Annotated in this window: 20 protein-coding genes; 5 read left to right on the plus strand and 15 right to left on the minus strand. The window is 39.2% G+C overall.

From position 1 onward, the window contains the following. Position 1 precedes the first annotated feature (1 nt). From HC176_RS03290 to nqrF, 3 genes are read left to right on the plus strand one after another with little or no spacing between them, the layout of a single operon-like run. Complete coding sequence (locus HC176_RS03290; protein ID WP_167916765.1) at positions 2-649, plus strand: NADH:ubiquinone reductase (Na(+)-transporting) subunit D; 648 nt, start codon at positions 2-4, stop codon at positions 647-649. A gap of 51 nt (positions 650-700) precedes the next feature. After that, the gene (gene nqrE, locus HC176_RS03295) at positions 701-1,411 is read left to right on the plus strand and encodes an NADH:ubiquinone reductase (Na(+)-transporting) subunit E (protein ID WP_167916766.1); all 711 of its coding nucleotides are present in this window, start codon (positions 701-703) and stop codon (positions 1,409-1,411) included. Between the two features lie 9 nt (positions 1,412-1,420). Beyond that, positions 1,421-2,731, plus strand: coding sequence for an NADH:ubiquinone reductase (Na(+)-transporting) subunit F (gene nqrF, locus HC176_RS03300; protein ID WP_167916767.1), 1,311 nt, complete (start codon positions 1,421-1,423; stop codon positions 2,729-2,731). 94 nt (positions 2,732-2,825) lie between these two features. On the opposite strand, the gene HC176_RS03305 is transcribed toward nqrF, so the two are convergent. The 9 genes from HC176_RS03305 to HC176_RS03345 all read right to left on the minus strand — a co-directional run bounded on the left by HC176_RS03305 (position 2,826) and on the right by HC176_RS03345 (position 13,122). Further along, positions 2,826-3,266 carry a Na(+)-translocating NADH-quinone reductase subunit F gene (locus HC176_RS03305; RefSeq protein WP_167916768.1) on the minus strand — a complete coding sequence of 147 codons (441 nt, stop codon included), beginning with the start codon at positions 3,264-3,266 and terminating at the stop codon, positions 2,826-2,828. Positions 3,267-3,315: 49 nt separating this feature from the next. Beyond that, the gene (locus HC176_RS03310) at positions 3,316-4,755 is read right to left on the minus strand and encodes an SLC13 family permease (RefSeq protein ID WP_167916769.1); all 1,440 of its coding nucleotides are present in this window, start codon (positions 4,753-4,755) and stop codon (positions 3,316-3,318) included. A gap of 78 nt (positions 4,756-4,833) precedes the next feature. After that, a complete protein-coding gene (locus tag HC176_RS03315; protein WP_167916770.1) occupies positions 4,834-8,079 on the minus strand; it encodes a CHAT domain-containing protein in 3,246 nt (1,081 codons plus the stop codon). A 12-nt stretch (positions 8,080-8,091) separates the two neighbouring features. Further along, positions 8,092-8,835, minus strand: coding sequence for a tetratricopeptide repeat protein (locus tag HC176_RS03320; protein ID WP_167916771.1), 744 nt, complete (start codon positions 8,833-8,835; stop codon positions 8,092-8,094). Beyond that, positions 8,825-9,409, minus strand: coding sequence for an RNA polymerase sigma factor (locus HC176_RS03325; RefSeq protein ID WP_167916772.1), 585 nt, complete (start codon positions 9,407-9,409; stop codon positions 8,825-8,827). Before HC176_RS03325 ends, HC176_RS03320 begins: the two co-directional genes overlap by 11 nt. 104 nt (positions 9,410-9,513) lie before the next feature. Further along, a complete protein-coding gene (locus HC176_RS03330; RefSeq protein ID WP_167916773.1) occupies positions 9,514-9,960 on the minus strand; it encodes a hypothetical protein in 447 nt (148 codons plus the stop codon). A 124-nt stretch (positions 9,961-10,084) separates the two neighbouring features. Continuing rightward, positions 10,085-11,143, minus strand: a complete 1,059-nt coding sequence (locus tag HC176_RS03335; protein WP_167916774.1) for a Kelch repeat-containing protein — start codon at positions 11,141-11,143, stop codon at positions 10,085-10,087. 19 nt (positions 11,144-11,162) lie between these two features. Continuing rightward, entirely contained in the window at positions 11,163-11,939 is a 777-nt protein-coding gene (locus HC176_RS03340) for a hypothetical protein (protein ID WP_167916775.1), read from the minus strand. Positions 11,940-11,997: 58 nt separating this feature from the next. Next, positions 11,998-13,122: a hypothetical protein gene (locus tag HC176_RS03345; RefSeq protein WP_167916776.1), complete on the minus strand. Its 1,125-nt coding sequence runs from the start codon at positions 13,120-13,122 to the stop codon at positions 11,998-12,000. Positions 13,123-13,212: 90 nt separating this feature from the next. Here HC176_RS03345 and HC176_RS03350 point away from each other — a divergent pair, with 90 nt between their 5' ends. Together HC176_RS03350 and HC176_RS03355 are read left to right on the plus strand one after the other, a co-directional pair. Beyond that, positions 13,213-13,590, plus strand: coding sequence for a Na(+)-translocating NADH-quinone reductase subunit F (locus tag HC176_RS03350; RefSeq protein ID WP_167916777.1), 378 nt, complete (start codon positions 13,213-13,215; stop codon positions 13,588-13,590). A gap of 15 nt (positions 13,591-13,605) precedes the next feature. Beyond that, positions 13,606-14,580: an FAD:protein FMN transferase gene (locus HC176_RS03355; RefSeq protein ID WP_167916778.1), complete on the plus strand. Its 975-nt coding sequence runs from the start codon at positions 13,606-13,608 to the stop codon at positions 14,578-14,580. 4 nt (positions 14,581-14,584) lie between these two features. Here the strand turns inward: HC176_RS03355 and HC176_RS03360 are convergent, their stop codons facing one another. From HC176_RS03360 to gpmI, 6 genes are all read right to left on the minus strand, one after another. Next, on the minus strand, positions 14,585-14,953 hold the full coding sequence (locus HC176_RS03360; protein ID WP_167916779.1) for a DUF423 domain-containing protein: 369 nt from the start codon (positions 14,951-14,953) through the stop codon (positions 14,585-14,587). A gap of 9 nt (positions 14,954-14,962) precedes the next feature. After that, positions 14,963-15,730, minus strand: coding sequence for a methyltransferase domain-containing protein (locus HC176_RS03365; protein WP_167916780.1), 768 nt, complete (start codon positions 15,728-15,730; stop codon positions 14,963-14,965). An 89-nt stretch (positions 15,731-15,819) separates the two neighbouring features. After that, positions 15,820-16,086 (minus strand): GxxExxY protein, encoded by a 267-nt coding sequence (locus HC176_RS03370; RefSeq protein WP_342448661.1) that lies wholly within the window; start codon positions 16,084-16,086, stop codon positions 15,820-15,822. A gap of 65 nt (positions 16,087-16,151) precedes the next feature. Beyond that, positions 16,152-16,970: a type I methionyl aminopeptidase gene (gene map / locus HC176_RS03375; RefSeq protein ID WP_167916781.1), complete on the minus strand. Its 819-nt coding sequence runs from the start codon at positions 16,968-16,970 to the stop codon at positions 16,152-16,154. 73 nt (positions 16,971-17,043) lie between these two features. Beyond that, a complete protein-coding gene (locus HC176_RS03380) occupies positions 17,044-17,451 on the minus strand; it encodes a BT0820 family HAD-type phosphatase (RefSeq protein WP_167916782.1) in 408 nt (135 codons plus the stop codon). A gap of 45 nt (positions 17,452-17,496) precedes the next feature. Next, positions 17,497-19,011 (minus strand): 2,3-bisphosphoglycerate-independent phosphoglycerate mutase, encoded by a 1,515-nt coding sequence (gpmI, locus tag HC176_RS03385; RefSeq protein WP_167916783.1) that lies wholly within the window; start codon positions 19,009-19,011, stop codon positions 17,497-17,499. Positions 19,012-19,028 lie beyond the last annotated feature (17 nt).

Below are 19,028 nucleotides of genomic sequence, written 5' to 3' on the forward strand. Positions count from 1 at the left end.
TATGGGATTACTTTCTAAAAAAGACACAAAATTAATTACAGATCCGTTAGCGGATAATAACCCTATTACCATTCAGGTATTGGGTATCTGTTCGGCATTGGCCATTACGGCGCAATTGAAAGCTTCAATTGTAATGTCGTTATCTGTATTGTTCGTATTGGGAGTGGGTAACGTAGTTATCTCTTTAATCCGAAACATTATCCCATCAAAAATCAGGATTATCGTTCAGCTTACCGTAGTTGCAGCTTTGGTTATTATTGTAGACCAGGTGCTTAAAGCTTATGCTTATTCTTTAAGTAAAGAACTTTCGGTTTTCATTGGTTTGATTATTACCAACTGTATCATCATGGGGCGTTTTGAAGCCTTTGCTTTGGGTAATGGCCCTTGGAAATCGTTTTTAGATGGTATCGGTAACGCTTTGGGTTATGCCGTCATCTTGGTAATTGTAGGTTTCTTTAGAGAACTTTTAGGTTCTGGAACCTTATTGGGATTCAAAGTATTGGGAGACCCTATTGAGAAAACGGGATTGTATGCTATTGGATATGAAAATAACGGATTTATGTTATTATCGCCTATGGCATTAATTGTGGTTGGAATCATCATTTGGGTACAGCGTAGTAAAAACAAAGACTTAATCGAAGATCATTAAAATTGAATTGTCATTCTGAACTTGATTCAGAATCTCATCAAAATATAAAATATGGAACATATAGAGTTATTTTTCAAATCGATTTTTATAGATAACATGGTATTTGCTACATTCTTGGGGATGTGTTCTTACCTTGCTGTATCTAAAAAAGTAAGTACAGCCGTTGGGCTTGGTGCTGCAGTAATCTTTGTATTGGCAGTAACCGTTCCTGTAAACTGGCTATTAGATCAATATATATTGCAACCTGGAGCTTTAAAGTGGTTAGGTGCCGAGTATGCCGACTACGATTTAAGTTTCCTATCGTTTATCATGTTCATTGCAACTATTGCAACCATGGTACAGTTGGTTGAAATTGTGGTAGAGAAATTCTCTCCATCACTTTACAACTCTTTAGGTATCTTCTTGCCACTTATCGCCGTAAACTGTGCGATTTTAGGTGGTTCTTTATTTATGCAGTCGCGTGAAATCCAAACCATTGGGTTGGCTTTTAATTACGGAATATCTTCTGGTATCGGTTGGTTCTTGGCTATTTTGGCCATTGCCGCTATTCGTGAAAAGATACGTTACTCCAACGTTCCTGCTCCATTAAGAGGTTTAGGGATTACGTTTATCATTACAGGATTAATGGCGATTGGATTTATGAGTTTTGGTGGTATGTTAACAGGTGGTGATGACGAAGGAAAAGAACAAACCGAAACTGTAAAAGTAGAGCAGACCGAGCAAAAAGAAGAGAACAAATTAGCTGAAAACACACTACAATAAACGAGTAATATGATATTAGCAGCAGGTACATTAGGAACCATTTTAGCAACCGTAGCCGCTTTTTTAACGGTAACCTTACTTTTGGTGGCTTTGCTATTGTTCGTAAAACAAAAGCTTTCGCCGTCTGGTCCGGTAAAGATTAAGATTAATGGTGAAAAAGAAATAGAAGTAGAATCAGGTGGAAGTTTACTTTCCACTTTAGGTAACAAGAAAATATTCTTGCCATCAGCTTGTGGTGGTGGTGGAACGTGTATCCAGTGTGAGTGCCACGTTCTTGAAGGAGGTGGTGAAGCACTTCCAACGGAAACACCGCACTTTACGCGTAAAGAATTGCAGCACGGTGCCCGTTTGGCTTGTCAGGTGAAAGTAAAGCAGGATATGGAAATTACCATTCCTGAAGAAGTGTTTGGTATTAAAAAATGGGAAGCCGAAGTGGTACGTAACTACAACGTAGCATCTTTCATTAAGGAATTCGTTGTACGTATTCCAGAGGATATGAATTACAAAGCAGGTGGATATATTCAAATTGAAATTCCACAATGCGAGATAAAATATTCTGATATCGATATTACGGCTCACCCAGAAGAGCACGAAACACCAGATAAGTTTCAAGCAGAATGGGATAAGTTTGGTCTTTGGCCATTGGTAATGAAAAACGATGAAATTGTAGAACGTGCTTATTCTATGGCTTCTTACCCAGCTGAAGGTCGCGATATTATGCTTAACGTACGTATTGCAACCCCGCCATGGGACAGAGCTAAAAATGGCTGGATGGACGTAAATCCAGGGGTGGCTTCATCTTATATTTTCTCAAGAAAAGCAGGAGATAAGGTTACGATTTCAGGACCTTACGGTGAATTCTTCATTAATGAAAGTGATGCCGAAATGCTTTATGTTGGTGGTGGTGCTGGTATGGCGCCAATGCGTTCGCACTTATACCACTTATTCAAAACATTGGAAACAGGCCGTACAGTGACCTATTGGTATGGTGGACGTTCTAAGCGTGAATTGTTCTACTTAGAGCATTTCTACGAATTGGAGCGTAAATTCACTAACTTTAAGTTCTTCTTGGCATTGTCTGAACCTCTTCCAGAAGATAACTGGAAAGTGAAAAAGGACATTCATGATGAAGAAGGTGATGGGTTTGTTGGGTTTATCCACAATTGTGTGATCGATAACTACCTAAGCAAGCATGATGCTCCAGAAGACATTGAATTGTATTTCTGTGGACCGCCATTAATGAATAAAGCGGTTCAAAAAATGGGAGAAGATTTTGGTATCCCAGATGAGAACATTAGATTCGACGACTTTGGTGGATAGACAATAAATACTGAACTTGATTCAGCATCCCACAAATAAAATTAAGCCCAATACAGCAGTATTGGGCTTTTTGTTTTTATTAATTGTTTGTGGTTTACAATGACATTTGGTCATGTTCGAACTCAAATAATTTGGTATAATCCATGACATTTGGAATGCCATCCAATTCACATAGAAAAGTAACCACAGCACTCAATCCTTTAAAAAGAATGTTTTTGTCGGTGGGATGTATTGGCTTATTGTTATTATGGTGAAGCGGAAGTTGGTATCCACAGGCTTTTAAAAATATGGCTTCAACATTCAAAAGTTCATGAGGGGTATAACCGTTAAAGGTTCGTCCGAAGTTTTGGTGTACCAACCCCACATAGTTCAATTTAGTTGAACCGTGTTCGTCCGAAAGGTGTTTCCAACTATCAGTATGGTCCAAAATGTTTCCAACGGCACATTGCTTGCAACACTCGGGGTTCAATGTGTTGGAATGAAAAGCCTTGTATAGCTTTTTAATGGCGGTATCAAAACGATTGGTGGTTTCCATAACTTCTTTCTTTCTAAGATAAGAAAAAAGAACGACTTTGCCGCCTTACCTAAAAAATCAAAGGCAGAACAAAATTAAACAAAATTATTAAAAGCAATACCGAAATGATGTTCAAAACAATGCCAACCCTCGCCATTTGACTCACTTTTACGTGACCGCTAGCAAAAACAATGGCATTGGGGGGTGTCGCCATGGGAAGCATAAAAGCACAACTACTGGCTATAGTAACGGGAATTAAAAGGTGCAGAATGGGGATGTTCAACCCTAAGGCGATACCTGCCACTACGGGAGCTAAAACAGCGGTGAGTGCCACGTTGCTCATCAGTTCGGTCATAAACAGCATTAAGAAGATGAGGGCAGAGGCCATCAACAAAACACTGATGTTGCTATTTGAAATGGCCGTTGCGACTACATCAACAATACCAGTGGCCGACATGCCATTTGCTAACGCCAAGCCACCACCAAATAGTATTAAAATACCCCAAGCGAGCTTTTCTGTGTCGTGCCATTGCAGTACGAAATCGCCTGTTTTTAAGTTGAAAGGAATTGCGAAAAGGGCAATAGCACCCAATACACTAATGATGGTGTCTGAAAGTGCTAAAGCAGGAAGTAACGAATTGATTAGACTTCTGAAAATCCACAGAAACACAATGCAAGCGAAAATGATTAATACGTGCCGTTCTTTTTTTGAGGTTTTTCCCAGTTTTTTCAATTCGGTATCAATAAATGGTTTTGAGGCTTTAAATTCCATGTTGTGGTTTGGGAACATCCATTTAACTAAAACCCAATAAATAATAGCTATTAAAATGATGGAAAAGGGAAGCCCCATAACCATCCATTTTACAAAGGATATCTCAATGTTGTATTCGTTTTCCAATAACCCAATCAATACCGAATTGGGTGGTGTGCCAATCACGGTAGCAATACCTCCTGCATTGGCCGAAAACGCAATACCAAGCATCACGCTAAGGGCAAAATTTTTATCATTTTTTGTGAATCCGTCGGCATCATCAATGAGTAATTTAATAACCGACATGGCTATGGGCAGCATGACAACGGTACTGGCAGTATTGCTTATCCACATGCTCATAAATCCTGTGGCTATCATAAACCCTAAAACAACCCGATTGGGCGAGGTGCCCGTTCGTTTTATGATGTTTAAGGCAATCCGTTTGTGTAGGTTCACTTTTTCAAGCGCCAAGGCTAAAACAAATCCGCCAAAGAAAAGAAACACAATGGGGCTGCCGTAGTTGGAGCCAACCTCGTCCATGGGCATCACCTTAAACATCGGAAAAATAAAAAGTGGCAATAGGGCAGTTACCGAAATGGAAACCGCTTCGGTAATCCACCAACAAATCATCCAACAGGCCATGGCAATCACCGAATTGGCTTGGGGAGAAATGATTTCGGGCGTGAAAAATTGTATGATTATAAACAACAAAGGACCGAACAAAAGTCCGAGTCTTTTAGATATAGGGTGTGTTTTCATGTCCCAATGATTGTTGGTTTAGTTAGCTAAAGGCATGCGGAATTTAGTGAAACTTTTGGGGAATTCAAACTGAAGTATTTAAGCAGACAGGGCTTTTCTTCTCAAGCGTTTAAGCAAAAGTAAAGCAACAATGAGGAGTATGGCTCCCCCTAAAACCCAGTACAAAACGTTTAAATAAGGTGTGAAATGAATGGGGCTGGCATCTCCAATGAGCACGAGGCCTGCCCAATAATTCGGCGCTTTAGTCCGTCCATGGGCAGTAGTTAGGTACTTGAGTTTGGCTTGCTGCAAGGCTTTGTCTTTTGCCATCCCCTTTTTTATGTTTCTGTAGAATAGTTCGATGATTTCGGTACTCGTTTTTTCATCAATTTTCCAAAGGCTAGTTAAAATGCTTTCGCTTCCGGCATAATTAAAGGCGTGCGCCAAAGATATCATGCCTTCGCCCGCTTGGTAGGTTGGTTTTCCCGTTTCGCAGGCCGTTAAAATGGCTAGGTTTGAATTTAGATTTTCGTTATAAATTTCATAGGTGTAGAGTGAGTTGTCTTCATCCGTATTGTTTTTGGCAAAAATCAATCGTGATAGCTCCGGAGTGATGTTATTCGATTCGGCGTGGGTTCCAATGTGTATAATTTTATGCTCGTTGGCTTCATTTTTAAAAACCTGTTTGGAAGCATTTTCATTAATAAAAGAGGTACCATTAAAAAGCCTGGAATATTCTTTTGCTAAATCGACACTAAAGGGTTGAGGCAATAGGGTGAGGTAGGTTTTATCTACCGAAACCGAATCGGTTATGCCAATGCTGTACTGTTTTTTCATGTCTTCGGTAAACTCTGGGGCAAAGGCTACAAAATCGTTTTGGTAATCAACAGTAATTTTGTTTTTGCCCAACAGTAGCAAGCTGTAATTATACGAAATAATGTATTTTTTTAGCAAACAGTTATTCGTTAATTCATCTAAAGAAGTTACGGGTGTTGGAGTTAAACTTTCAAAACTGAGGTTAAAAAGTATACCATCTGGAATAATAACCACATTTTCGGTGGAGATGCTGGCTTCAAATGGTTGCCACAACTTAGAGTGTAATTGATGGAGTTTTTGGCTGGTTTTTTCAAAATCCAATTCGTTTTCCGAAAGTTGAGTGATGTCTTCGGCAATTTTAGTATCGTCGAGTGGAAATAATTTTTTTGCGCTTCGTGTTAAAACCAAGGCATACAACTTTTTTTCTATGTAAAAGTAGCGAATTACCGTCGTGTTGTTGGAGATATCTTGGTTTAGGTTGTCCAGCGGTTTTTCAATACTGGCATAACGCATTTTGTAATATTTGGGGTGGTTTTGTTTCAAAGAATCCAAAAAGGTATTCCAGTTAGCGTTGGCTTGAAAGAAACGTTTAAAGCTACCGTCGTTATTCTCAATGGAAGAGCTTAGTGTATTACGCAGGTGTTTTTCGCGTTCCAAAATGGAATTTGGAAGATTGGCAAATGCCAAATCGTTTTTTAGGTTTAGTCGCGCCCTAATACGGTTGTAAAGGCTAGACTCGTGGATGGTGAGCAGTCGGTTTAAGTAGTTTTCATTTTTAGTAAGGTTGAACAAACCTAAAAGTAATTGCTTTGAAAAATCGAAGAGCTCGTTGTTTTCCGAAATGAGTAAACTTAAATCGTCATAAGATTTGATAATCGATTTCCGTTGTTCCAAAATGGCAATGCCCGAATTAATTTCTTTTAAAAGTGCTTTTAAGTCGGTTTCAGTGGGGGCATTGTTTAAAAAATATTTTGATTTAGCATTGATTAACAGTGCTTTGGGCTTTCGGTATTGAATATGCACCGAATCCTTAAAGCCACTGGTTCTAAAATATGGTTTGTCGAGAAAAGTAATGGCCTGGTTGCTGTAGGTTGCCGCTTTTTGATATTGCCCCAATTTAAAGTGTACTTCGCTCAAATTTACGATGTGATGAAATTCCTGGATGCTGTTTTTAAAGTCACTCGATTTTATAAATCTATAACTTTCTTCTGCTAAAGGAATGGCTTTGTTGGCATTGTTGGTGTCTGCATAAAACTGAGACATGTTGATGATTTCGTCAAGAAAATCGCGGGTGTAATCGTTTTTGCCAAGTGATGTTTTGTAAAGTGTATAGGCTTCATCGTAAAATTGTTTGGCACTTTCGTTATCGCCCAATTCGTGACTAATGGAAGCTTTTGTAGATAGGGCATTAGCTTTCCAGAAAAACATGGTGTTTTTGCTGTTTTTTATCCTTTCAATGGCTTGGTCTATCAATTTATTCGCGGCGTTGAAATCCCTAAGTCCTATTTTAGATTGCGCCGAAATGATAAGCGAAATGGTTAAGTTGTTATCATCATGAGCTAGGTTTTTTAACTTTTTTTGATAGGAATACGAAATCAATTGGTCGGCCCGTTCAAACTCGCCAATGGAATGGTAAAAGGAGCCTAAGTTATCGATGGCCGCCAATTGGTGCTTTAGTGCACGCAGCTTGCCCGATTCGTCGTTTGATATATTGAGGTATTGCTGGTAGTTGTTGATAACCTTTTTTGAAGATTCGATAGCTTCTTCAATATGGCCTAAAGCATGGCTGATAACAGCTATGTTCATTTGCACCAAAGCTTTACGGTAATATTTGTTATCGGGCGTTTGCTCTAAACTATCGAGCATTTTTGTGGCCCTGTTGAAGTAATACAAACTACTGTCCAACTTGGCGGAATACCACATCATGCCGCCAAGGGCATTGTAGGTTTTGTGCAGCGATAAATAATCTTTGCTTTTTGAATGCAACATGATTTTTATCGATTTGGCATATTGATTTTTTGCCAGAACATAGTCTCCCAAATTTGAAGCTAGGTATCCTAGGCTATGGTAAATGGTACTTAAAGAAGCTTTTTTTGGATCTTTAATGTTTTGTGCAATGGCAAATGCTTCCTCAACGGTTTTGTAGGCTTTTTGGGTAAGCCCGGCGTCATCGTAAATCCACGAGAGTTCGAGTAAAAACTCCTTGTTTACATAAGGGCTGTTGTAGGCCTTGAGTTCTTCGCCAAAGGCTTCGGCATTTTTTATGGCTACCTCGTGCTGGTTATTGGCCAATTTTAAGCTGCCCACCAAGAAAATGTACTTTATTAAACTGTCTGTGTTTTTTTCGGCTCGGTAAACATCCAATTGCGATTCCAGCTCCTTTTTTGCCTTAGCCAGTGAATCGTTTTTAATGAGATTTTGAATGTATTTGATGCCAGAAATGGAATCGTTTTGGGTATGGGTTTTTAGGGTGCCGACGAATATTGCCAGAAAAAAAATGCTTTTGCAAAATGGAAATATCCTGCCCATTTGGTTATGGTTTTAATCTTTTAGTTCAAGAATGATTTTTTTACTGGAATCAGTTTTGGATAGTTTGAAGTGTTTTTTTGCTAGTTCTATATTACCCTCCTTTAAATAGGCTAAGCCTAAATAGTGATGAGCCTCATTTTTTAGGAGGAACGAATCTTGCGATTGAACGGTCCTTTCTAAAAACGGAATGGCGTCAGTAACATCTTTGCTGTTCATATGGGCCATGCCAATAAAATAGTTAAGGGTATCGTTTTTGGGTTGCTTTTCAGCCAATAACATCCATTTTTCGAGAGCTTTTTTATAATCACCGTGTTTATAATTTACCATAGCATCGTAAAATTTGAAGTTGTTGGTGCTGCTCATCATTGTTGGCAAGCCAGGGTCTGGGGTAAAATATTTGGTGTAAAGTTTTTGGTTGGGAGAGGAACTGAAAAACCAAATGCTGAGCAGGGCAATGACAACGGCTGCGCCAGCCACCCATTTGCTTAGTTTTAAAAACCTGATTTTATTATAGTTGTCTTTTTTTATTTTTTTGTTCTCAATGTCTTGGTGGAAAACATTCAGTTCTTCTATAAGTGTTTGTTTTTCAATGGCGTGTATCGTGGTTTTAACTTCTTCAACCTGTATCCTGAAATTTGAATCTATTTTAAGGTAATCGTCAAAATCCTTACGTTCTTTTAAGTCCATAGTACCTTTAACGTAGCGTTCTATGGCTTCAAGAAGTTCTTGCGATATGTCATTGTTTTTATTTTTCAATTTTTTCTTTTTTTGGGGTAAAAACCATGTTGCGCAATTTTTCCATGCACCGGTATTTTTTGTTCCTAGCGGTGGCTTCTTCTATGTTTAATTCTGAAGCGATATCTCGTAGCGGTTTCTTTTCAAAATAAAAGGTCTTTAATAATTGCTTGCATGGTTGTCCTAAGTTTTTAAAGGCTTCCATGGCCATTTCTAGTTTTGTGTTTTCTTGTTCGTTGTCATCTTCTTCGTTTTCAAATGATCTTAACATGTTGTTGTCGAGGTATTTGGAGTGTTTGAAGGTTTTTGATCTTAGGACATCTGTCCATTTGTTTTTTGCAATTTGGTACAAATAGCCTTGTAAAGCGGTTTGGTTCTGCGGAACAAATTTTCCGTTATTAACGTTGGTCCACACCAAAATAAAGGCCTCTTGGTAAATGTCTTTGGCATGCTCTATGGTGCCGCTGTTTTTTAAAACCAAGGTTTCAACCTTTGGGTAATTGGCTACATAAAACTGTTTCAACAAACCGGTATCGTTCGTTTTTATAGCTCGTATTAACTGTGATTGGCTTAATAAGTATAGTGTTTTCCCCATAAGATAATAGCTGGGGGAAAGATACAATTATTTAGATTTCGTTCAAATACAAAGCCTTAAACGGCATATAATTTTGTTGTTCTACTAAGTATTGGCACTTGCGGCTACTTTATCCTTTCATAGTTTTCTCTTGAAACGATCGTGGTTGTGTTCCTATTTTCAAGAACCAAGGTGTTGTCGTTTAGTGTTCTTATCTTTTGTGAAAATCCATTTTTTTCATCAAGTTCATTAAAAAAGAATACCTCTCCGTTCTCAATAGCATAACATGTGGGAATAACGGTTAAAATTTCGCAATTGCCTCCAGAAAAATTATCCCATATAAACTGGGTTTCGGTTACGGTAAGTTTGGTTTTTAAGTCGCAATGTTCTACTAAAAGTTGCCCGCCGCTAACGGTTCCTGTAAACAGCCACTCTCCCAAAATTTGTGGTGTTGTTGTGTTTTTGGCAGGACAATCATTTTCAGATTTCGCACTATCATCATCACTGTTTTCATTGCATGAGAGATATAACGATGCTACGGATATTAAAAGTATGTACGGAATGTTTTTCATGATTTCTGGTTTTTAAATTCATTTTCGCTAGAGGTTCTGTGTAATAATTTATATGAATATTTTGCCCCGTTTGCACCCCCTAACTATTTAAGGAAAAATACCTGTATAAAAGCGGGCTTATTGTTTATTTTATAAAAACAGAAAATGCCCGTCCTAAATTCATGCCATCTGTTAAACTGGTGGCTATGCCATTTTTCCATAACATGGCTTTATCGTTTTGTGTTCCGCGTTCACTTCCTGCAACATATATGTCGTCGTTATGTATAAAAATAGAATTTGCCCTGGCATTTTTACTGCCATCTGTAAGTCTTGTAGGTACGCCATTTTTCCATAGGGTAGCAACCTCTTCAGAAGCATTACCAAGCATTTCCCACCCTACTGCGTAAACATCATCCCCAGAAACAAGAACATCTTCAATAAGTGCATTTTTAGTGCCGTCTGTTATATTGATAGGGGTACCGTTTTTCCAAATCTTGGCAACTAATGTTTTGTCGCTTTCGTTATTGTACTCTGATCCGCCAACGTAAACATTGCCGTTTGAGACATAAACAGAAGTTGCTGAGGCAAATTTTGAGCTGTCTGTTAATGGTGTGCTAACTCCATTTTTCCATACTACTGCGGTAAATTCTATATTATGTAATTGCCATCCTGCAGCATAAACATCGCCATTTGATATAAATACCGATCGTGCCCTTGATTGCTTACCATCAGATAGATCGGTTGCAATACCGTTTTTCCATAGCCTTGCGTTAAACCCAATGTTTCCTACTTCATCGCCTGCAACATAAACATCATTTCCATCCACAAAAATGGATGCAGAGGTAGAGTTTGTCGTGCCATCTGTAAGTTGGGTTGGTGTACCGTTTTTCCAAACAGTAGCGATATTGTTGTTGCCGCTTAATTCATAACCGGCCACATAAGCATCATTGCCCGAAACAAATACCGAGTTGGCAATTCCAGGGTTGTTATTGCTAGAGATGTTCAACGGTGCGTTGTTTACCCATAATTCGGCAACCGAAGTATTTTGGTTTTCGGGCTTGGTTCCTGCCACATATATTTTTGGGCCAGCACTGTCGTCTATCTTCTCATCATCTGGGCTGCTCTCACTACAGCCTAGATTGGCTAGCATGATTACGCTAATTAAGGCTGATGCCATTCTTTTCGATAGATGTAAAACTTTCATGATTATTTTTTTTGGATTTTTAACTTACATTCGGATTATCTGGGGCAATGTCGAAAATATCGGGTACGCCATCGTTATCCCTATCTGAAAGGTTTTCTCTGTCGGGAAGCAACAATTCAAAAGTGATGGGAAAGAAAACATTCATAACCAAACTGTCGTATTCATTGATGGGGCCAGCAGAAATTGAAATTGAAGCAGAACTTCCCAAAGGCGTAGGAACAACGGCGACCGATATTATTGCCCTTGTATTGCCAAAGCGTATAGCCCTGTTGCTAACGGTTCTGGTAATTCCGCCAAAATCTACGGTTTGGTTTGGGGTTGCGCAATCTAAGGTTGGTATACCGTTAAACCCATATTCGTTTGCCAAAAGATCATTGATAAAAAAGGCCCTTATTTGGTCTATATTGGTAGTGTTGAATGAGACCACCGGATAATAACGAAAAAAGACTTTATTTTGGGCATTGTTGTTTGACCGTCTTAAATCTACGCCAAATGCGCTATTGGGTACGGCAATTTCGGTTGCTGTATAGCCTTGCGGAAAGTCAAAGCTCATATTTATATTGGGAAATGAGTGCGTAAACCTAGTTTTGGCACCTTGCATTATAGGAATACTGGTAAAAGGCGCCGGAATACCGTTTGCGGCATCCCAATAAACGGCCGTTGGTCCCGTTACATTGGGGCAGCCCTCTCTTGAGGTTGCGTTCGCAAAATTTACGCCATCGTTATCGTTGTCAGCGCTACATGCACATAATAGAAGAACTAAAGCTATAAGACGATATGTTTTTAGTGTTTTCATAAATGGTTTCATTAAATTCATATTTACATCGAAATAGTTTTAAAATGTCATCATTTTATTAATTGTCAATATCGTATTGGGTCCAGTTTTGGTCGTTCATATTGGGGTCTAAATTAGGGTTGTACAAAGCGTTATCTGTACCAATGTATCCATCGTCATTATTGCCGTAATAATAGTCGTACTGACCTTCTACTTGGTACGATTGCCCAGAATTGGGGTTGGTTACGGTGCTGCGTTCCCAAATACCACTGTTAACGGTTTTGGCGTGGCCGGCACTGTTCATGTCGTTTTGGCGTTTCCAACTTTCGTGGTTGCTATCGATAATGGAACTGTAGGTGTTTCCGTTGTTTATAATGGCTTGGCCCTGTGCTTTTATCGCGGCCATGCGTTGCTGGTGCGCTGCGGCACTCTGGCCAGATAGTTTGGCATAATGCTGGTTGCTGGCCTGGACCCATTGCGGGTTTATTTGAAAGTTCACCAAAGAGTTTATAAAGTCTTTTTTAGCTTGCTTATACTTATCGCTCGGGGCACCCATAGAGTTTAGGGTGTACCCCCAATCCATACCGCCCAAAGTAGTATATTGGTTGGTGAAATAGCGAATAATACCTATGGATTTATCTCCGTTTTGGTCTTCCCACTCTGTAGCTATGCATTGAAATTGCTTGTTTTCCGGAACGCCCTTAAACAAATAGCTGTCAAATCGCTTATCAAATTGTGCAAGCTCTGGTATAGGAAATTGATTGACCAAGCGCAAACCCTGCGATTCGGCATAGGGCTTTATATCTTCTTGGATAACCCGACTGATGCTTTTTGGGGGCATAACGATGCTTCCTCCCTGCTTTGCAAAATAATTTTGCTGCTGATTGTTTGAGTAAAAATGGGATTTAAACCGTTCGCCATATACTATAACACCATCGGTAGACTCAAATAAAATCCCTTCTTTTTTATTGTTTTTTACTTGCCATGAGCTAGGGATGGGCATCGTTCCAACAGGCATGCCAAACTGCTTGCTCATCACTTGGTAGCCCTTTATGCTATTTGTGGCTTTGTGTTCTTTTATGTTTTCATGAGGTACGTTTTCGGTGTAACCGTCTTTATAATTAGCGAAGTTGTTTTCTTTTTGTTGCCCGCACGAAATAAACGAGAGAGTCCATAAGGCCAATAGTAAATGCACAGTTTTCATGTTTTTTTTGTTTTTAAGATTCACTTTACTTCTACATCGAAATACTTTAAAAATGTCATCATCCCCTGTTAATTTTTATATTTTTGTACCATGGGCAGACCTCTAACAGAACAAGAATTGCACAACCTTGCCATGAACCACGTTGGAAAGGATTTGGAACAACGCGGATTTGAATTTATAGCCGTTAACAGCAAACTGAAAAAACACCCGCAGTTTGTGTGTATCGATAAAAACAAACAGTACTATTTTGTGATCGTTCGGGCTGTGATTTTACCCGATAACCCTAATAATTACGATGTGGTTTGGATGGAAACCTTTAAAAAGCACGCCCGTGAAAAAGATGCCAAAGTGCTGTATGCCGGCGTGGGCATAGGTAGTTTAGAGGGTGAAAAAGAACCTATTTATATGAATGAGGAGTATTTGATGGAATACAATGGTATACAGGTGATTGAAACCCATTTAAATTAATGTTTTGAATTCATTATGAAACGAATTTTAATATTTCCATTTTTACTAGTTTTAATGCTTTCTTGCAAAACGGAAGTTAAAAACAGCAAACTTTTAGGCTCTGTTTTCGGAACCAATTATTCCATTATTTATGATTCTGAAATCGATTATCAAAAACAATTCGATAGTTTGTTTTATGTGATAAACCAATCGATGTCTACTTATTTGGAAGATTCCGATATTTCAAAAATCAACCGAAATGAAGTGGCCGAAGTAGATGCCCATTTTAAAAATGTTTTTGAAACTTCAAAAGAAATATACAAACAAACTCAAGGAGCATTCGATCCCACCATTGGCGCTGTAGTGAATGCGTGGGATTTTGGTCCCGAAGGCAAAATAGCCAATCTCGACAGTTTGAAAATAGATAGTTTGATGCTTTCGGTAGGGTTGGATAAAGTAAAAATGAACGGGCATTCCATTGAAAAACCACAAGGTGCTTTTATTGATTTTAATGCCATAGCCAAAGGTTACGGGGTAGATGTGGTGGCCAATTTTTTAGAAAGCAAAGACATAAAAAATTATTTGGTTGAAATAGGTGGCGAAATTAGGGTGGGAGGCATTAACCCCGAAAAAAATGCTGGCTGGAAAGTAGGTGTCGAGCAACCGCATTTTGATGGCACCCAATCTATTTTAAAAGCCATAACGCTAAAGGATGCGGCGATGGCCACTTCGGGGACTTACCGAAAGTTTAAAATAGACCAAAACGGAAACCGTTACGCCCACATTATCGATACCGAAACGGGATATCCAAGTAAGACGAATTTACTGAGTATTTCGGTGATTGCCAAAACCTGCATGGTTGCCGATGCTTATGCCACGGCATTTAAGGGCATGGGATTGGAGCGAGTGAAATCCTTTTTACAGACGCACCCCGAGCTAAAGGTATTTTTGATTTTTGAAAATGATAAAAAGGAATTCGAAACCCTGTCTCTTAACGGCTTTCCGGAATAGTTTTTTATAAAGCTTGAAATATTAATAAAGCCCACCCAGCAACAAAAAGCAGGCCGCCCATAGGTGTAATAGGGCCTAAAAATTTCAATTTTTTTCCTTTGGCATCGCTCAAAATGAGTCCGTAAATACTAAAAGAAAACAATACAATTCCTAGCGAGAAGCACCAGTACATCGCTGTTGATGAAAACTCAGGATTAAAACCGAGAATTAATAATACAATGGCGTGGTACATTTGGTATTTAACGCCGGTTTCAAAACTTTTTAGTTGGTCGTCGTTTAAAACTTTTTTTAGCGCATGTGCGCCAAAAGCACCAAAAATTATGGCAAGCATGCCAAATTCGGCGCCAGTTATTATGAAAATGTGTTGCTCCATGTTTTGAGTTTATTTAAATACCACAGGAATAATTTCGCCTTTTGCTAAGCAATAGCGTTCCATCAAATCGGTGGAAAGTTTTGAGGTATAATCCACTTCTTCAACTTTAAATCCTATGTTGCGTAGTTTTTCAAAATAATCGCGGCCATACACTCGAACATGGTCGTACTGACCAAAAATTTTAGCTCGTTCCTTTTTATCGGTAATGCTATTGTCTTCAAAAGTATCCTCGCGTGTTAAGTCTTGCGGAATTTGAAAGATGCCCCAACCACCGGGTTTCATCACGCGATAGAGTTCCTGCATGGCCTTAGTATCGTCGGGGATGTGTTCCAAAACATGGTTGCAGAAAATCACGTCAAATGTATTGTCGTCAAAGGGAAGGTTGCAAATATCGGCTTTCACATCGGCAATCGGTGAAAGCAAATCCGTAGTAGTGTAATCAAGATTTTTAAGGCTGCGAAAGCGTTTCAAAAAACATTGTTCGGGCGCAAAATGCAGCACTTTTAGCCTGTCTGAAAAAAAACGGGTTTCATCCTTTAAAAAGAGCCAAAGTAAACGGTGGCGTTCTAAGCTCAGCGTGGATGGCGATAGTACATTATTGCGTTGGTTGCCATAACCGTAGGGTAAAAAGCTTTTAAAGCTCTTTCCATCAATAGGGTCGGTGTAGGAGTCTCCCTTGAGGAAATAAGCTAACAAAGGACGAACCACATAACTCAACCTAATCAATAAAGGCCGTGGGACAAGGTTAAGTATGAACTTGAATAGTTTTTTTGACACGAATTTCACAAATTAGCACCAATCATTCTAAAGAACAATTCGTTTATATTTTAGGCTTTCTTCTCCAAAGTTTATCAGGAGCCCGAGTTTCAACTTTGACATTCAATAGCTTTTAATTCCAAAACGATTTTATCGTTTACAGTAAAATCTGCTATGTATTTATGAGGAAGCAAATTACCTTTATAATTAATATCGAATTTTTTCTCTCTTGAATAGTTAATGTTATTATCTATAAATTCAATCTCCAGAGCATCAGCATAAACCACTTCGTTAAATCCCTTCCCTAGTTGATTGTGAATCTCCATACAAATCCCAATTATTTTATAGGCTTCCTCTTTGTAAATTAATGAAGTCATATGTATATTGGAAATCGGTTTTGTAGCTAAGTGATTTGTGGAAATTAGTGGAATTCGTGTCTATATTAAAGTACTAAAGCGTTTTGCCGAAACTCATCTTCCTCATTGCTTTCAATGCCCAAGGCCTCGTAAATATAAGCAAAGGTTGATAGCAATTCTGGTTTGCCGTCAACAAGGGCTACATCGTGCTCGAAATGCGCAGATGGTTTGCCATCGCGTGTGGTAATGGTCCAACCGTCGGTATGTTGTTTTATGCGCTGTGTGCCCATATTAATCATGGGTTCAATGGCTACAACCATACCCTCAACAAACTTTTTGCCACGTCCGCGTTTGCCATAGTTGGGCATTTCGGGGTCTTCGTGCATTTTACTTCCTAAGCCGTGCCCAACCAATTCGCGAACCACACCGTAACCATGGTCTTCACAATATTTTTGAATGGCATAGCCTACGTCGCCAACGCGGTTATTGGCTTTAAATTCACGAATACCAACATAAAGGGATTCTTTTGTAACCTGAAGCAATTTTTCGGTTTCGGGAGCAATTTCTCCTACGGGAAAAGTATAGGCGTGGTCGCCATAAAAACCATTTTTTAAAGCCCCACAATCAATGGAAATAATATCGCCCTCAATCAAAGGGTCGTTGTTGGGGATACCATGTACCACTTGCGAATTCGGACTCATACAGAGTGTGTTCGGAAAGTCGTACAGTCCCAAAAAACCTGGAATGGCACCATGGTCGCGTATACAGGTTTCAGCAATTTTATCGAGTTCAAGAGTGGTTACCCCGGGCTTAATTTCTTTGGCCAATTCGCCCAAGGTTTTTGATACGATTAAGGCGCTTTCGCGCATCAATTCAATTTCTTCTCTTGTTTTTACAATAATCATAAGTATAAATTATAGGAATGCAAAGATACTCAAAAAGTTAAATGCATTCTTTTGATATTATTTAATCTGAATTTTAGCCGAATAGCCCGAAAAACCCTTTCTTTTTTTCTTTTAAAGGTTGAGCCGAACCATCGGTAAGCATGTGGTACACTTCACCCCAACCGGGAAAACCACCAATATTTCGGTCGTCGATAAATAAATCGGCGTTTATCTTTCTACTGATATCGTTGGTATATTCTTCTTCGGGAAAACTTTTGTTTACGGCATAAAACTCAATGCCATTTTCTTTGCAAAATTGAACGGCTTCATCCAATCGTTCACCACATCTGTAGGTCCATAAGATAAGCCGATGCCCATCCTCTTGAAGCTTTTTTAAGGTTTCAAAAGCAAATAGCATCGGCTTTCCTATTTTAGGATACGCATCTTTAACGATGGTACCATCAAAATCGACCGCAATAATAAGGGTGTCGCTAAAATTCATTTCAATTTAAGGCATTAAATTTTTGCAAAGTTACACCTTTTATGTTTACACCAATGGATGTTGGGTCATGGCAGCTGGTTGCTCAACATCCATAAGTTTTAATATGGTTGGTGCCACATCGCCTAAAATACCATCTTTTATTTTCTTAAGTTCGTTATCGATTAAGATTACAGGAACGGGATTAGTGGTATGTGCGGTGTGCGGCGAACCATCTGGATTAACCATGGTTTCACAATTACCGTGGTCTGCAATAAGCAGCGTGGTATATCCATTTTCCAGTCCGGTGGTAATGATGTCTTTTGCGCAGGCATCAACCGCTTCGCAAGCTTTAATGGCAGCCTCCATAACTCCGGTATGGCCTACCATGTCGCCGTTTGCGAAGTTTAGGCATACAAAGTCGACTTCTCCCTTTTCAAGTTCAGGAACTAGGGCGTCGCGGAGTTCGTAGGCGCTCATTTCAGGTTGTAAATCGTAAGTGGCCACTTTAGGTGAATTTTTTAGAATACGAGATTCGCCCTCAAATGGTGTTTCTTGTCCGCCAGAAAAGAAAAACGTAACATGCGGATACTTTTCGGTTTCTGCAATACGAATTTGCTTTTTCCCCGCTTTTGAAAGCACTTCACCAATGGTTTCGGTGATGTTGTCTTTATTGAAAATTACTTTTATACCCTTAAAGTCGTCACTGTAATTGGTTATGGTAACGTAGTAAAGGTTCAATTTTTTGGTGTCGTAATCTGGGAAATCTTTTTGGTTGAGCATTTCGGTTAGCTCACGACCACGATCGGTTCTAAAATTATAGAATATCACCACATCATCTTCCTTGATTTTTGCGATGGGTTCGTTATTGCCATCGGTTAAAATTAGAGGTTTGATAAACTCGTCGGTGATGTCGTTATCATAGTTTTCTTGAATGGATGCGGTAGTATTTTGTGTTTTTGTGCCTTCACCGTTAACCACGGCATCGTAGGCCAGCTTTACACGTTCCCATCGTTTATCTCTGTCCATAGCGTAATAACGGCCTGTAACAGTGGCGAGCTTGGCATTGGTGCCCGCAATATAATTTTCCAAATCAGCAACGTAACCTTTGCCCGATTTAGGATCTACGTCGCGCCCATCGGTAAAGGCATGTACGTATGAATTAACGCCTGCTTTGTTAGCCGCATCAATAAAACCTTTTAAATGACTGGTGTGTGCGTGTACGCCGCCATCACTTAAAAGCCCCAAAAAATGAACGTTTTTATTGTTTTCTGAAGCATATTTTAGAGCATCAATCAACTCTTTTTCGTCTTTTAAAGTATCTTTTTCAATGGCTAAATTGATTTTTGCCAAATCTTGATAAACGATTCGCCCAGCGCCCAAATTCATGTGGCCCACTTCACTATTTCCCATTTGGCCTTTAGGCAACCCAACGTGTTCGCCATCGGTACGTAATGTGGCGAACGGGTATTTTTTATAAAGTGAATCGATAAATGGAGTATTGGCGTGGTCTATAGCAGAAACTTTCGGGTCTGGCGAGTTTCCCCAACCGTCAAGAATCATTAAGATAACTTTTTTGTTCATTTTTTTGTTAAAATTTT

It is taken from the genome of Tamlana crocina (genome assembly GCF_012037625.1).